Source organism: Rhizobium mesoamericanum STM3625, assembly GCF_000312665.1.
GTDB lineage: Bacteria > Pseudomonadota > Alphaproteobacteria > Rhizobiales > Rhizobiaceae > Rhizobium > Rhizobium mesoamericanum.
In genome coordinates this window covers 3,766,886-3,781,914 of sequence record NZ_HF536772.1, presented here as the reverse complement: position 1 = coordinate 3,781,914, position 15,029 = coordinate 3,766,886, and the positions used below count along the sequence as shown (strand labels likewise).

16 protein-coding genes and 1 tRNA gene are annotated in these 15,029 nt (G+C 58.9%); 7 read left to right on the top strand and 10 right to left on the bottom strand.

Translation table 11 applies throughout. From position 1 onward, the window contains the following. Positions 1–114: 114 nt before the first annotated feature. A complete protein-coding gene (locus BN77_RS18425; RefSeq protein ID WP_007534647.1) occupies positions 115–1,413 on the bottom strand; it encodes an ABC transporter substrate-binding protein in 1,299 nt (432 codons plus the stop codon). Positions 1,414–1,442: 29 nt separating this feature from the next. Beyond that, positions 1,443–2,525, bottom strand: coding sequence for an ABC transporter ATP-binding protein (locus BN77_RS18420; protein WP_007534645.1), 1,083 nt, complete (start codon positions 2,523–2,525; stop codon positions 1,443–1,445). Positions 2,526–2,792: 267 nt separating this feature from the next. Here BN77_RS18420 and BN77_RS18415 point away from each other — a divergent pair, with 267 nt between their 5' ends. After that, the gene (locus BN77_RS18415; protein ID WP_007534644.1) at positions 2,793–3,506 is read left to right on the top strand and encodes a GntR family transcriptional regulator; all 714 of its coding nucleotides are present in this window, start codon (positions 2,793–2,795) and stop codon (positions 3,504–3,506) included. A 52-nt stretch (positions 3,507–3,558) separates the two neighbouring features. On the opposite strand, the gene BN77_RS18410 is transcribed toward BN77_RS18415, so the two are convergent. Both BN77_RS18410 and BN77_RS18405 read right to left on the bottom strand, forming a co-directional pair. Further along, positions 3,559–3,942 (bottom strand): BRA0787 family protein, encoded by a 384-nt coding sequence (locus BN77_RS18410; protein WP_007534643.1) that lies wholly within the window; start codon positions 3,940–3,942, stop codon positions 3,559–3,561. Positions 3,943–4,189: 247 nt separating this feature from the next. Continuing rightward, a complete protein-coding gene (locus tag BN77_RS18405) occupies positions 4,190–4,933 on the bottom strand; it encodes an SIMPL domain-containing protein (protein ID WP_007534642.1) in 744 nt (247 codons plus the stop codon). Positions 4,934–5,088: 155 nt separating this feature from the next. Between BN77_RS18405 and BN77_RS18400 the strand changes: the two genes are divergently transcribed. Beyond that, positions 5,089–5,164: transfer RNA gene (locus BN77_RS18400), tRNA-Ile, on the top strand. Positions 5,165–5,342: 178 nt separating this feature from the next. Next, positions 5,343–7,514 carry an adenylate/guanylate cyclase domain-containing protein gene (locus BN77_RS18395; protein WP_007534641.1) on the top strand — a complete coding sequence of 724 codons (2,172 nt, stop codon included), beginning with the start codon at positions 5,343–5,345 and terminating at the stop codon, positions 7,512–7,514. Between the two features lie 13 nt (positions 7,515–7,527). Here the strand turns inward: BN77_RS18395 and BN77_RS18390 are convergent, their stop codons facing one another. Continuing rightward, positions 7,528–8,025, bottom strand: a complete 498-nt coding sequence (locus BN77_RS18390; protein ID WP_051177200.1) for a YHS domain-containing (seleno)protein — start codon at positions 8,023–8,025, stop codon at positions 7,528–7,530. 13 nt (positions 8,026–8,038) lie between these two features. After that, positions 8,039–8,635, bottom strand: a complete 597-nt coding sequence (locus BN77_RS18385) for an ankyrin repeat domain-containing protein (protein ID WP_007534638.1) — start codon at positions 8,633–8,635, stop codon at positions 8,039–8,041. A 157-nt stretch (positions 8,636–8,792) separates the two neighbouring features. Here BN77_RS18385 and BN77_RS18380 point away from each other — a divergent pair, with 157 nt between their 5' ends. After that, positions 8,793–9,608 (top strand): dienelactone hydrolase family protein, encoded by an 816-nt coding sequence (locus BN77_RS18380; protein ID WP_007534637.1) that lies wholly within the window; start codon positions 8,793–8,795, stop codon positions 9,606–9,608. 68 nt (positions 9,609–9,676) lie between these two features. On the opposite strand, the gene BN77_RS18375 is transcribed toward BN77_RS18380, so the two are convergent. Continuing rightward, the gene (locus BN77_RS18375) at positions 9,677–10,663 is read right to left on the bottom strand and encodes a sensor histidine kinase (RefSeq protein ID WP_007534635.1); all 987 of its coding nucleotides are present in this window, start codon (positions 10,661–10,663) and stop codon (positions 9,677–9,679) included. Between the two features lie 328 nt (positions 10,664–10,991). Here BN77_RS18375 and aac(6') point away from each other — a divergent pair, with 328 nt between their 5' ends. Both aac(6') and BN77_RS18365 read left to right on the top strand, forming a co-directional pair. Next, positions 10,992–11,462, top strand: coding sequence for an aminoglycoside 6'-N-acetyltransferase (gene aac(6') / locus BN77_RS18370; protein ID WP_007534633.1), 471 nt, complete (start codon positions 10,992–10,994; stop codon positions 11,460–11,462). 204 nt (positions 11,463–11,666) lie between these two features. Then, on the top strand, positions 11,667–12,554 hold the full coding sequence (locus BN77_RS18365) for an aldo/keto reductase (protein WP_007534631.1): 888 nt from the start codon (positions 11,667–11,669) through the stop codon (positions 12,552–12,554). Between the two features lie 366 nt (positions 12,555–12,920). Here the strand turns inward: BN77_RS18365 and BN77_RS18360 are convergent, their stop codons facing one another. Continuing rightward, positions 12,921–13,400 carry an SRPBCC family protein gene (locus tag BN77_RS18360; RefSeq protein WP_007534630.1) on the bottom strand — a complete coding sequence of 160 codons (480 nt, stop codon included), beginning with the start codon at positions 13,398–13,400 and terminating at the stop codon, positions 12,921–12,923. Then, positions 13,384–13,740, bottom strand: a complete 357-nt coding sequence (locus tag BN77_RS18355) for an ArsR/SmtB family transcription factor (protein WP_007534629.1) — start codon at positions 13,738–13,740, stop codon at positions 13,384–13,386. The genes BN77_RS18360 and BN77_RS18355 overlap by 17 nt, the downstream gene beginning before the upstream one ends. A gap of 146 nt (positions 13,741–13,886) precedes the next feature. Here BN77_RS18355 and BN77_RS18350 point away from each other — a divergent pair, with 146 nt between their 5' ends. Next, the gene (locus BN77_RS18350; protein ID WP_007534628.1) at positions 13,887–14,528 is read left to right on the top strand and encodes a dihydrofolate reductase family protein; all 642 of its coding nucleotides are present in this window, start codon (positions 13,887–13,889) and stop codon (positions 14,526–14,528) included. Between the two features lie 322 nt (positions 14,529–14,850). Here the strand turns inward: BN77_RS18350 and BN77_RS34865 are convergent, their stop codons facing one another. Next, on the bottom strand, positions 14,851–14,985 hold the full coding sequence (locus BN77_RS34865) for a VOC family protein (RefSeq protein WP_425280240.1): 135 nt from the start codon (positions 14,983–14,985) through the stop codon (positions 14,851–14,853). Between the last annotated feature and the right edge of the window lie 44 nt (positions 14,986–15,029).

Sequence of the window (15,029 nt, the reverse complement as noted above, 5' to 3'; positions counted from 1 at the left end):
TCCAATTGTTGGTCGGCCTTTAAAGACGCGATCGTCGCCATGTTCGGGTCTCTCCTTTGTCGATGCCCTCCCCCCAAAGGAACTGGGGAGAGGGCCAGGCAGAAGCGGTGCTGTTTAAGCGGCGATGAATTCGTTCCAGCGGCGAACCATGTAGCGGTCTTCGTCCATGACGGAGTTCCAGCACGCGACATGGCCCATGCGCTCTTCGAATGAGCCGCCGTCGCGAACCGCACCGGCCTTCTCCATGACCTTGCCTTCCGGCGAGAGGATATCGCCCTGCGCCGGCTTGCCTTCGATCCAGTAACCCCATTCATCGGCAGTCATGAAGTTCTTGGCTGTATCCATGCAGGCCGAATAGTAGCCCTGGCGGTTGAGATAGCCGCCGACCCAGCCGGACGTGTACCAGTTGATGTACTCGTAAGCGGCGTCGAGCTGCGCGCCCTTAAGGTGCGAGGCAAGGCCGAGACCGCCACCCCACGAACGATAGCCTTCCTTGAGCGGCTGATACTTGCAGGCGATGCCCTTCGAGCGCACGGCGGCAACGGCCGGCGACCACATCGACTGGATGACGACCTCGCCCGAGGCCATCAGGTTGACCGACTCGTCAAAGCTCTTCCAGAAGGCGCGGAACTGGCCGTCGTGCTTTGCCTTGATCAGGAACTCGATCGTCTTGTCGATCTCTTCCTTGGTCATGTTGCCCTTGTCGGCGTATTTGATGTTGCCGAGCGCTTCCATGATCATAGCGGCATCCATGATGCCGATCGATGGGATATTGAGGATCGAGGTCTTGCCCTTGAACTTCGGATCCATGATATCGGCCCAGGTGGTGATATCGCGGCCGACGAGGTCGGGACGAATGCCGAGCGTATCGGCATTGTAGATCGTCGGCATCATCGTGAAGAGTTCGGTCTCGCCCTTGGCGAAGGTCTTGGCGCTCGCGCTTTCGACGTAGCCGACGGTGTGGGGCGCCGTGCCCTGCGCGATAACGCTGTCAGGCTTCAGCTTGCCGTTCTTGAACAGCGGAACGACCTTGTCGTAGTACTTCAGCTTCTTGACGTCCATCGGCTGGATCACGCCGGTTGGGTAGACCTTCTTCAGGATCCAGTATTCGATGTCGGCAATGTCATAGCTGTCAGGCTGCGTGACGGCGCGCTGTGCGGCGGCATCGGAATCGGTCGCCGTCATCTCGAGTGTGATGCCGAGGTCCTTCTTGCACTGCTCGGCAATGGCGTTGATGTTGGAAACACCGGTGCCGAACTGGCGAAGCGTGATGGTCGACTGCGCCCAGATGGTCGGGAAGCCGGTGATCAGGCCGGAGCCGGCGGCAGCACCGATGGCCGCAGCACCGGTCTTGAGCAGGCTGCGGCGGGAAATACCCGCTGCCGTTTTGGTCGTCTTCTGTTCAATCGTCATGTCAGTTCCCCTTTTTTTGGTGGTGAGGTTCATGCACGGCCAAGGAGGACCGCGTCCTCCAGGGCCCAACTCAGAGACACCGCATCGCCGACCGATACGGGTTTGGCGAAGTAATCGTTGTCATTCGCGATGACCGTGAAGTCGTCACTGCCCGCGCCGGCAACGGTGATCTTCACCGAGGCGCCGCGATATTCGATGTTGGAGACGACGCCGTTGAAGCCGAGCGTCTTGTCGCTTGCGACATTTAGGCGGACCCGGTCCGTGCGAACGCCGATGTCGACAGCTTCGCCGACCGTCTTGCCGTTGCCGCGCACCGAGAAGGTCTGGCCTTCCGGCACCTCCAGCGTGGTAACGCCGTCTTTTGAGGCGACGACGCGGCCGGACAGGACGTTGTGATCTCCCATGAAGCGAGCGACGAAGGCGGTGGCTGGCTCCTCGAACACCTTGCGGGGCGTTGCTGCCTGCTCGATCCTGCCGTCATTCATAATGACGATGATATCGGCGAGCGCCATCGCCTCTTCCTGGCTGTGGGTGACATGGACGAAGGTGATGCCCAGCGTCTTTTGAAGCTTCTTCAGCTCGGCACGCATGCGTATCTTCAAGAACGGGTCGAGTGCCGACAGAGGCTCGTCGAGGAGCAGCGCTTCCGGATCGGTAATAAGGGCGCGCGCCAAAGCCACGCGCTGCTGCTGGCCACCGGAAAGCTGCGCCGGCCGCCGCGTCGCATAGGCGTCCATTTGCATCAGTTTCAACATCTCCAGCGCCTTGACGCGACGCGCTTCCTTTTCGACACCCTTCATCTTCAGGCTGAAAGCGACGTTTTCGACGAGGTCGAGATGCGGGAAGAGCGCGTATGATTGAAACATCATCGCCGTGCCGCGCTTTGCCGGTGGAAGGTCGGTGACGACAGCATTGCCAAGCCGGATGTCGCCTGAGGAAATGCTCTCGTGCCCAGCAATCATGCGCAGCGTCGACGTCTTCCCGCAGCCCGAAGGGCCGAGAAAGCAGCAGTACGAGCCAGCCGGAATCTTCAGGCTAATGGAATGGACCGCCGTCGTGGCGCCATACACCTTGGAAACGGATACGATATCGATCTCTGCGGCTTTCGACATTGGTCTTCCCCTGTTTGAGAAAGACAATGCATCTGCCATGCCAGTTCCTATTGCGGCGCATCAAGCAGCGGCAAATCAAGGACTTGCCACCAGGATGCGGCAGATGTGAAAAATCAGGCGGCCCAAAAATATGCACATAAAATAGGCTATCGTCTGCAATTCGTGCAGATTATCGTATACAATTTAGCCTGAACTTTGCGCGCAAAATCTATTTAACTTTTGCGCGAAACGCAGATATCATTTCCCGGTCAAAAGGTATCCGACTTTATGAAGCCCACCGCAACTGCCCTGCAGACCGCAGAGGAACCAGCCGATACAGGCGCACAACAGATCCGCGACGCGATCCGCGATGCGATCGTGGAGCGACGCCTTTCGCCTGGAACGAAATTGTCAGAGAGCGATGTCGGCAATCTGTTCAATGTCAGTCGTACGCTTGCTCGCGCCGCCTTGCAGGCTCTTTCCTACGAGGGGCTGGTCAACGTCGAGAAGAATCGCGGCGCGTTCGTCGCCTACCCCTCGCCCGAGGAAGCGCGGCAGATCTTTGCCGCCCGTCGTCTCGTCGAGCCGGGGATCTTGCGCGAGGCCGCAGCCAGAATTACGCCTTCACAGATCCAGCACCTGAAGCAATTGCTGCTCGAGGAAGGCCGCCTCATGGGCGAGCGCGGCCAGACGGCGCGACGCGCCGAGATCAAGGCGTCGGGCGATTTTCACCTGACGCTTGCCGCAATATCCGGCAACGCCATCATGCAGCGTTTCATGGATGAGTTGGTTGCCCGCTCTTCGCTGGTGATCGCCCTCTATGGCCAATCGACCATTTCGAGCTGCGGTCACTCCGAGCACGGCGACGTCGTCGCCGCGATCGAGCGGAATGATCTCGATGAGGCATGCCAGTTGATGCTGCACCACATCGCACATATCGAAGCCGATCTCGATCTGCGGGAACGCAAGAGTGTCGGTCTCAAGGAAGCCTTCGAACTATAGCTTTTTTTCACGCGGGAAGCGGGATTGCGGCCAATGACCGCAATCCGCCAGCTCAATTCTCCGAGTGGTGCTCGGCGGTGCGTTCTGCAACGGCGACGATGTCAGCCGTGCCATTTGCAAGCAGGCGCTTGCGCACGAGGACACCCATAACGCGGGCGGCGGTCTTAAAACTCATCTGGTCGAGCGGTCCTTCACCCTCCCAAGGTTTGGTAAGCCTTTCGGTGACGGCTCCGACGATATTCATCGGAACGATATCGTCGCAGTGACGCATTGCTTCGAAGACCTGGCTGATTGGTACAACGCGTCCCTCGAAGGTGACGATCGGTTCCGTAAGTTCCGTGTCCCACTCTTCGAAGGCATAGAGTGCTTCGCGGAAGAGTTCCTGAAGGGTGAACGGGGCGTGTCCATTGTGAAGCGGCGGCAAGGCATTCGTCATGTCTGTCTCCTCTTTAGGGCTAGTGCCATTCCTCCTCTTCGACCCGCAGCAACGTGGGAAACAGAACTCAGAATTCCCCTGTGGGCCGAAAACACGATCAATGTTATAGTGTAATATATGCGTGATAAAGCTTTTTATCGCCCGCAGGAATCCACCACATTCGATAAGAACGATTAGGCCATTGATATTAAAAGGATATCAATGGCCGTTCACTATCGAATTAACCGCTGGTCACACGAGCTTACGATCACTGCGCGATCGAAAACGTCACGTTGACGGTAACATTGTAGCTGGTTTCACCGCCCTGAATCGGCACGGCTGAGTCTGCCGCCTCCTTCATCATGGCGGCCCGAAGGACCGGTACCGGCTGCGGACGGGGCGACGTCTCGCTGATCTCGATCACCCGCCCGATCTTGACGTCGGCAGCCGCAGCCAGCGTCTTTGCCTTTTTGATCGCATCGGCAACTGCATTCTTGCGCGCCTCTTCCATTGCGGCCTGTGGCTTGTCGTTGGTGAACTGAATGTCGCCGCCCTGGTTGACGCCGAGCGTTACAGCTTCGTCGAGAATCGCTCCGAGTTTGGACAGGTCGCGAACGCGTACGCTCAGCGAGTTGGACACTTGGTAGCCGACCAACTGCGGCGGCTGCTGTTGACCATCGTTGGACTGCGGGAAGTTAAATTGCGGCTGCACCGAAAAACCAGAAGTCTGCAGATCACGCTCTGCAATCCCGGCCTTTTTCAAGGCCGCAAGCACGTCGCTCATCGCCTTGTTGTTTTCATCGAGCGCCTCACGTGCCGTCTTTGCCTGCTTCACGACGGAAAGGTTAAGCACCGCCATGTCGGGTGCGACGCTTGCCTGCCCCTCGCCGCTGACGGAAATTGCCGCCTCGCGCTGCTGCGAATCGGCGGCCAGCGCCGGCAGTCCCATGGCAGTCGCGGCCGGAAGGCCAAGCAGAAGGCTGAAGGCGATTGTTCTGGTGTTCGGCAGCACGGTGTTTCACTCCCTGATTGTGAAGTCTCGACCGTCGTCTTGCCGATTGATTGTGAAGCTATTGCGGCAGTCCCTTGTGAGCGCTGAAGAATTGCGTTAGAGCGGATCCCGTTCCGGTGAACCATTGCGCCGGACACGGCAGCCGAGCTGCTGCAGGGCCTGTAGCTCAATGGTTAGAGCCGGCGGCTCATAACCGCTTGGTTGGGGGTTCGAGTCCCTCCGGGCCCACCACTTTTTCCAGGGTTTTGCGCCGTGCGGCCCGTGAGGAGGCCTTTAGAGATATGGCTATCAACGCCGCGTCTCGCACGATTGCTCATGTGGACACAGGTAACCAACCGGCTCTGGTGTGCCTGTTTGCCCTCGTCGTGGTAATATCCCCTCGCTCCCCCTATCAAAAGGCGGGCAGAGGATGGAAAGGCGTCTCACCGCAATACTTTCCGCTGACGTGGTCGGCTATAGCCGTCTCATGGGGTTGGACGAGTCCGCCACGTTGGAACGGCTGAAGGCCTGTCGTCGCGAGCTGATCGATTCCACGATCGAGAAACACCATGGGCGTATCATTAAGCTGATGGGCGATGGGGCACTCGTCGAATTCCCGAGCGTCGTGGATGCGGTCCAATGCGCGGCCGTTATCCAGCGGAAAATGCCCGATCGCGACCACGGCGTTTCGGAGGACAAACGCATTCGGTTTCGCATCGGCGTCAATCTTGGCGACATCATTGTCGAAGGTGACGACATCTATGGCGATGGCGTCAACATAGCCGCCCGTCTACAGGGAATTGCAGAACCTGGCGGTATTCTCATTTCCGGCACTGCGTTCGACCATGTGGCGCATAAGGTCGATGTTGGCTTCGCGGCTCTAGGCGAGCAGCGGTTAAGGAACATAGCGGACCCGGTTCGCGTCTATCGGGTTCTGCTTGATCCGGCCAAGACCGGCACGGTCATCCTCGCCCCTCGACCAACGCGGGTCGTGAAGTTGTCAGCAATCGCAGCACTCGCAACGCTATTCATCGCTGTCGCTGCGGCTTTCGTCTGGCAATGGACCGCCTCAGCACAACGGCCATCTTTGGCAGTGCTGCCCTTTGCCAATTTGAGCGACGACCAGACTCAGGACTACTTCGCCGATGGCATCACGGACGATCTGATTACCGATCTCGCAGCGCTTTCGAACCTTGACGTCATCTCCCAGAATTCCGTGTTTCCCTACAAAGGCAAGTCCCACGACCTGAAGCAGATACGGCATGACCTTGGCGTCCGCTTCGTCGTCGAGGGCAGCGTGCAGCGGAGCGGCGACTTGATCCGCGTCAACGCGCAACTGATCGATACCTCCAGCGGAAACCATCTGTGGGCGCATCGGTTTGACGGCGGCGCGGCAGACGTGTTTCAGGTGCAGGACGAGATGGGTCGGCAGATCGCCGATGCCCTCGGATTGAAGCTCACCCGTAGCGAGAGCGAACGCATCTCGCGTCCTCCGACCGCAAATCTCGAAGCCTATGACTACTATCTGCGTGCCGAGCAGGCGGCCCGTACCGGACGCCGTTCTCGGATGCTCGAGGCCCTGGCGCTTTTTGACAAGGCGGAAATATTGGACGGCAGCTTCGCGGAAGCGTTCGCGGCCGATGCGCACGCAAGCGCCTTCGTTTGGCGGATGACATACGACGACGTGCTTCAGAGCGCGCTGGCGCGCAAAAGGGCCTATGACAAGGCAAGCCGCGCCCTAGCGCTCGATCCCGAGCTTCCGTCGCCGTATGCTGTCCTCGCCATCATGCAGGCTGTGGACCGCCGATACGAGCAGGCGATCGCCTCGGCGCAGAAGGCCGTCGCCCTTGGACCGGCAAATTCCGAGGCTCATATGGCGGTCGCATATGTTCAATTGGTCTGGGGCAAGCACGCCGACGCCGCCGCTGCTGTCGAGACAGCTCTAAGGTACGATCCGAATCCCTCCGCCATCGACAGATACACATCCGGAATGGTGTATTTTTTCCAGCATGACTACGAGAAGGCGACCGATAGCTTCCAACGCGCCCGTGATAGCTCCGAGAACAACAGCGACTTCATCACTCCCCTCGTCATGGCATATGTCCGCGCTGGCCGGATCGAGGATGCCCGTGCGACTGTTAAGGAACTATCACGGCTACGGGGCGGCCGCGAGTGCCTCGCCGGATGGCGGATCGCAAATGCCAATTTGAGAAGTGAGGATCTTGCGTTTACCGTGGACGCGCTGCGCGATGCTGGTCTGCCTGAGTGGCCGTTCGGCTTCCATGGAGACGAGCAATCGCGGCTGATGGGCGGGGAAATCGCTTCCACCGTCATGGGCAAGGTCCTTCGCGGAAATACCGAGCCGTCTAAAAGCCCAGCGATCATGCAGGTCCAGATGGACGGCAAGGCCGCATTCCGCTCGCCAACCCAGATGATGACCGAGACGGTTTCCGTCAAAGGCAACCTTCTTTGCGAGCAAAGCGAAAACGCCTTCGGCCAGCCCTCCTGCGGTCCGGTCTATAGACACGCCAATCCCGCCGACGGAACGAGCTACGCCTACGTGAACTCGACCAAGGTCTTTTACTTTTCGGCCTCTGACTAGCTGTCGCTCGGTATCAGTGATACTGATCTCGCTCGAGATCGGCGGCGATCTTCGGCCATTTGGCATCGGCCTTTGCCACAATATCCGCCGGATGGGCGGCAAAGCCCTCCGCGTCCGTCTTGTCATACATCAGGTAAAGCTTGCCGTCGACGATCTTAAAGGCTTCAGGGTCGACGTTGACTGTGACTGAGCCGTCGCTAACCTCGCCCGTGCAGTAGCCGCCGTACTGAGGCGCGTATTTCAGCGGCTCGCTCATGAACATCTCGCGGTGCTTTGAATTGGCGAAATGCCACGGTGTGCCCAGCCAGTCGTAGGTGAATTTATCCGAGCCTTTTGTCGCTTTGCCTTCGGTGAAGTAGGCGACCGTGTCGTAACCCATGATGGCAACGCCGCCGAAGTAGCCCGTGTTTACCGAGTCGTCCGCCACCGCCGGCGATTCCCCGACAGCCCATGCAGCGAGGCCGACGGTTGCCAAAAACCGAAGGCATTGTGTTACGCTTCGTGAGTGCATCTTCGCCTCCTCTTCAATCATGGATTTCCATGCATTTCTTATAAAATTCCTCGACCCGTAAAACGCTGACCGGGGGACACGCGACGCCATGCCGCTTATAGAGCCTGACGATGTCGACGTTGCCCTTCCAAATGGCCCTGGCGATTGGTGTGTAACCGTGGGACTCGGCGTGTTCTGCATCGGCCCCCTTGGCCAACAGGAACTCGGCAAGGGCGACGTGGTTCTCTTCGCCCGCGATCATCAGCGGCGTTACCCCCGCTTTGTTGGACGCATCGTCGAGAACCGCTCCGTGGTCAAGGAGCAGCTTGCTGATCGGTATGCTTCCCGAATACGCAGCTGCATGAAGAGCGGTGAAACCGCCAGCGTTCCGGGCCATGACGTCGGCGTGCTTGCTGATCAGCAAGTCCACGATAGCGAGCTGGTCGCCGAGCGCGGCATTGATAAGGGGTGTTGCCTGATCTCTCGTTCGGCTGTCGACATTAGCCCCTGCCGCCAGTGACCGCTCAACGGCCATGGCGTTTCCTTCCGAGACGGCGTCGAATAAGGGGTCGCCCGCAGCCGTTACTGTCGCTGCGAAAAACAACGCAACCGATACAAGCAACCGGCGCATGGCTTCACCTCGGTGTTTCGCGATATAATACCACAGCGCCCACTCATAGGATAGGCGGACGCTCGTGGTGGTCGATTTATAGCGATCGCAAGCCGCACGCGGTGGTTACTGCGTTAGGAAGTTTGCGCTAGTATATCGTGGGCGGAGATCGACGCACATGAAGCGCCGGACGTTTCTTGTAAAGACGGCGGAATACGTGGCCGGCATGGCAGCCATGGCAACGCTGCCCTCCCTTGTTGCCGAGGAATTTGCGAGAGCGGCCCAAATCCCCAGCGACGTCCGGCGACTGCACACCGAAAGACTAGCTCTTGATACGGATTGGGGCCAACTTGATTGTTATCTTGCCCGCCCCGACGACACCGCGCCTCATCCTGGTGTACTGGTGCTTCACGACAAGTTGGGTCTGACGCCGCACTTCGAGGAAGTCACCAGGCGTTTGGCACTCGATGGTTTCGCTGCTTTGGCACCTGACTATGCATCGCGTTTTGGAGGGACTCCGACTGAGCGCGGCCCCGCCCTCGAAACGGTGGAAATGGAGAGCAGGTCGAATATGCTCGCCGATACTCGGTCGGCCTTGGGCTGGCTGAAATCCAACGGCGTTAGCAACGGGAAGATTGGCGCGATCGGCTTTGGCCTGGGCGCGACTGCGATAGATGACCTCGTCACCAACGGAACCGATCTCGATGGAGCGGTCATCTTCTATGGACACCCGCCGTCGATCACGGATGCTGGCGCTTTCAGGACCCCCCTTCTGCTCAACCTGGCCGGTAAGGACCAATTCGTAGATCCCGAGATTCCGGCGTTTGTCGATCTGGTAAGGAAGACTGGGCTGAAGGCAGAGATATTCACCTATGAGAACACGGAGCGCGGCTTTGACGACGACAGCGACGGCGCCCACTATTCAGCCGGAGCAGCAAAGCTAGCCTGGTCGCGTACGATCGAGTTTATAAAGGTGAATTTGCAAGTGTCTTGAACGAGCATCGCTAGCAACGACCCGCCGGCCGCGAACCTCGGACATGGAAGTCGTGTGAGCACACAATATCAGCCACCGGGCGACGACCTCAGCCTGACGTCGATACGGCACCCCTTCTCCGAAGGATGCCTGATCACCTCGCCATCGAACTGCGCCGCCATCAGCTTGACGAGTTTCGATCCGATGCCGTCGCCAAGGTCGGGCGGGCACCCTGCCCCGTTGTCTGCCACGGTGAGGAGGATGTCCGCTCCTTCCGAGGTCAGCGTGATCTCCACGCTCCCGCCATCGTCGTTCGGGAAGGCGTACTTAAAGGCGTTCGTCACCAATTCGTTGACAATCAGGCCGATGGACGAGGCCTCATTGGAGGGAACGAGTAGGTGCGGGCTCCTAACCCTGAGGGCGATTGGCCTCACGTCGCGCAGCAAATCGGCCAGCCCTTGGGTCAGCTCTTCCAGGTAGTCGGCGATGTCGACCGCCGCGCCGTCATTGTGGCTTTCCTGAAGATGGCGGTGCACGTGCGCGATGACGTTCAGCCGCGAAACCGCATCGTCCAGGGCGGCCCGGGCCGGACCTTGTTCCAGTGCCCGTGCCTGAAGGCGTAGAAGTGAGGCCAAAGTGGCCAGATCGTTCTTGGTGCGGTGGCCGAGTTCTTCCAACTGGACGGCCCTCGCCTTCTCCAACCGGGCCAGATTTGTGACGGCGTGCCTGAGGCTCTCGGTAACTGCTGTAATTCCGAAACCGATCACGACGAAGAGGAAGAGTGGGAGCCATTGATCAGCCCGGATAGCCACGCTCCACTTGGGAGCAATGAAAATCCATGTGGCGATCACGGCGCTCAAAACGGTGGCGAGATAACCGGAGCCTCGGTCGCACAACAAGGCGGCCAGGAAGACGGCGGGTACGAACAGAAGCAACTGATAGTTCTGCAGAGGTGCGTCGAGCGCCGCTCGCAGAAGCGTCGCCGAAGCCACGATGCCAATGGTGACCGAGTATCGCACCAGCGTCGAAGTTTGCGTTCTGGACAGCACCGCAAGGAGGAGATTTTCCATGGCCATCGAAACTCTCTTCACAGGACAAGGTTCCCTGTTGGGCGGAAGGCAGCAGCTGTCATAACCGCATGGCGGTACGCCTTCCGGTCATGGCTTCTGGGACCTAAGTCCCGGCTCCGAATTGGCTTCGCGCTGTTTCCTTCGTATCACGACGGCGGACGTCGTCATCGACGTTATCCGGAAGGCCGCTGCCGCAGTCGCGAATCGGTAACTCAAGCCAAGCTTACAGTTTGGGGCCGCTGCTCGACGGTCCTTGCCTTACACCGCTAATACAGGACATTGAGATCGCTCCCCACACGCGTATTGTGAGCGAAAACAAGCTGCGAGGAGTTCAATGCGAAAAGAGCCGGGCCTTCCAGTAGCAACCGTGCGTGGTTGCGCCGACCATCTACGTGAGTGGTCTCGGCTGAGAGCGGCATTATGGCCCAGCCACTCCAGCGGCTATCATGCGGACGAACTCGATACAATGATAGCCCGAAATTCGGACGAGATGTTTGGGATTGTCGCCCCACTACCCGATGGTGTTTTGGCTGGGTTTGCCGAAGCTTGCCTTCGTCATGACTATGTGAACGGGTGCTCGTCCTCGCCGGTCCTCTTCCTCGAAGGAATTTACGTCGAGCCAGCCTATCGACGGCAGGGGATCGGAAGAGCACTGTTCGATGCGGTCAGATCAGCAGGAAAAGCGCTTGGGTGTGTGGAATTCGCATCTGATGCTTCCATCGATAACATTGAAAGTCACTTGTTTCACAGGGCGCTCGGGTTCGAGGAGGCTGAGCGCGTTGTTTTTTTCCGCCAGTCCTTATAGTTGGTCGCATAGCGCATCCGTTTGTGCCATGAGCGCGCTCGGCGGCAGCTTTGGTTTCGTCCCCGATTGTGAGCCTTAATCCGGCGCAATCGAATTTTGTCGAAGAACAGTTTTGCGGTCCTCTGGAAGAGACTGCGGGGTGATCAAAATACAATCCTAACTTAAGCGATTTCTTACTCTTCGAACATTGAGAAGGTGGATACAATGCAGTACGCAAATCTCGGTCAAACTGGCCTTGTCGTGTCCCGGCTCGCTTTTGGCGCCATGACTTTCTCCAGCGGCAACAAAGACATCGCTTCGGTCTACAAGGTCGGCGCGAACGATGCCGACGAACTCGTCGGAGCGGCCCTAGACGCGGGCGTGAACCTCTTCGACACCGCAGACGCCTATGCTGGCGGCCAGTCCGAGGAGCTTCTCGGTGCTGCCCTGAAGGCCCGGCGCTCGGAAGCAGTCATCACGACAAAAGTAGGCTTCCGTTCAGGTGCCCCGATCACTCAGGCGGGTCTCTCCCGCCGCCATATCATGTGGTCCGTTGACCAAAGCCTGAAGCGTCTGGGCACCGACTGGATCGATGTCTACGTCGTTCACAAGGAAGACCCCTTCACCCAGCTCGACGAGACCCTTCAGGCGCTAGACGACATCGTTCGCGCGGGAAAAGTGCGCTATCTCGGTTTCTCGAACTGGTCGGCTTGGAAGGTAGCCTCCGCACTGGAACTTCAGAAGGCGAATGGCTGGGCGAAATTCACGCATGGACAGGTGAACTACTCGCTTCTCGGCCGCGATGTCGAGCGGGATATAATCCCGATGATGAAGCATTTCGGTCTCGGGATGACGGTTTGGAGCCCCCTCGCCGCAGGATTCCTCAGCGGAAAATACACGCGCGAAAGCCTTCAGGATTCTGACAACCGCCTCTCCGGTTTCGACATCCTGCCGACAAACAAGGAACTGGGATTTAAGCTCGTCGAGGACATGCGAATGATCGCAGATCGCCACGCAGCGAGCGTCGCTCAGGTCGCGATCGCCTGGCTTCTGTCGAAGACAGGCAGTAACCTCCGTCCTCCTCGGATCGAGCAAGCTTTCGCAGCTCAATGACAACCTCAAGGCTGCGGACGTTCATCTCGCTCCAGAAGAGCTTTCCGCACTCGACCAAGCCACGGCGCTTTCTCCTGTCTACCCGAACTGGTTCGTGGACGGGCTGGTCGATCAGCCGACCATTCAGGCCTTAGCTGCCAAGACCTGAAGCCGTCAGCCTCGGCGATCTGGCGCTTCCATTTGGATGGCCCGCAGCCTACCCGGGCAGCGTTCGACATGCTTGAGCGCATTGGTGAAATGAGAACGGCCGAGTTCGAACGCTCACCCGATCGGACATGTGCATTCGTTAAACGTCGGTATCGCCTACCGGCTTCGGCATCGTCAAAACCGGCAAGGCAACACGGGCGCTTCTAATGGAATATGTCCTCATCCATCCAGCCAGGCGGCGAGGCCGTCCAGCGTCTGCAGCCCGTATTCCACGGCACCGAAGCCGATAACCACCTGACGCCGCTTTGCGCTGGGGTGGAGCTGGCGCATGGTCAGCACGGTCTTGCCGTCGGCCTGCTCATCGAAGGTCACCGTGGCGCGGAAACGGTCGGGGTCGTTGGGATCAGGCGTGCCATAGTCCATCACGATCCGCTCGTTAGGAACGATCTCCAGAAAGCGCATGAGGTTCGGGAAACGCTGCTCTTGGCCCTCGAACACGCCAACCATGTCGAACCGCCAGAGTCCGCCCTCGCGTATGTCCGCCTCGTAGCTCTCGATCTTCAGGCCGGCCGGACCGTACCATTCGGCTAGAGCCCCAGGGTCCATCCAAGCCGCAAAAACCTTGTCGCGCCGGTGATTCAGAATTTTCACCAGCACGATCTCTCGATCGAGCGACCATGTATCAAACGGGTTTGCCATTGCCTTCGCCATCCTCTTGTGTGTTGTCCAAATAGAGTTCCAGCCGATCCAACCGCTCGGTCCAGCGCCGGCGCTCCGCGTCCATCCAGTCCGCCGCCTCATCGAAACGCGCCTGCACCAGCCAGCACCAGCGGCTGCGCCCGCGCTTTTCGCTAGCGATCAGCCCGCAATCTTCCAGCACCTTGAGATGCTGGGCGAAGGATGGCAGCGCCATGTCGAAAGGCTCGGCCAGGACGCTGACTGGTACTTCGCCGGTAGCCAGGCGCGACACCACCGCGCGGCGAGTCGGATCGCTGAGAGCGTGAAAGGCGAGGTCGAGGGGCGTCGAGTGGTAAGGCATGTGGCCTATTAAAACGCGACAGAAGGTCAGTCAAGGATAATAAGGCACTTGCCTTAGTATTTGACCCTCGATACAAAGGCAGATGCCTTAGTATCTGACTCTAAAGATGGAGGCTGATGGTGCAACCGCTCGCAAGGAGAACAACAGTGGTAGTTCGTGTCGATCTCATGATTTCGCTCGATGGTTTCGCGACAACGACGGACCAGACGCCGGACGTCCCGTTCGGCGAGGACTGGTCGCGTCTCGTCGGCGCGTATGTAGCAACCCGCACGTTCCGCGAGCGCGTGTTCAAGGATACCAGCGGGGCTGGGACTACAGGCGTCGACGACGACTACGCGAAGTCGTACTTCGAAAATGTCGGAGCCGAGATCATGGGCGCGGGCATGTTCGGTCTGCACAACTTTCCCGAGGATCCGAACTGGCGTGGCTGGTGGGGCGACGAGCCGCCGTTCCGGTGTCCGGTTTTCGTTCTCACCCATAAGCCACGCCCCTCCCTGGAAATGGCCGGCGGGACAATTTTCCATTTCCTCAGCACCACGCCTGCCGATGCGCTGCAGCGGGCAGTCAGTGTGGCGGGCGGCAAAGACGTGCGTGTTGGCGGTGGCGCTACCGTTGCTCGCGATTTCCTTAAGGCAGGCCTTGTCGATCGCCTTCACGTGGCGATCGCTCCGATCTTGCTCGGGCGCGGAATACGCCTGTGGGACGATCTGCGCGGCCTGGAAGCCGGCTTCGAGGTCAAGACGGAAACGGCACCGAGTGGCACCATTCACCTGACTTTCCAACGCTAGGCACTTGCTTGCGACTTAATCGATCATGGGCTGTCCACAGGTGGTCCATGATGTCGGCTTCAGTCCAGCTGCTTATAGTCTGCTGTCCCTGTTCAACTCGAGGCAAATCTCCGCTTCTGAGGCTATCGGCCCTTAGAGAACTTTCATCGGGCAATCAGTGCTGGCAGCTACAGCACGGTCTCACCACATTGATAGGGCACTTAGCTATTGCGAACGCGATGGCGGACGCTGGGATTACGGCTTTCAAGCCCACTTCCACTTGCGTCCGTATCACCGGGTCGGTGCGACGGTCAGGGTGACATCGTCTGTGTGGACGCACCTTCTATTGGTTTGTTGGGACGGTATGCGCCGTTATTGTATAGCCAAATGGATCGACGAAGGCGAAATAACGTCCGAACGGGCCGTCCTTCGGCGGAAAAGCTATCCGCACGTCGCGCTCGCAGAGATGAGCGTGCAATTGGTCAGCGTCGTCGCAGCCAAACCAGATTGCGATTCCACCCC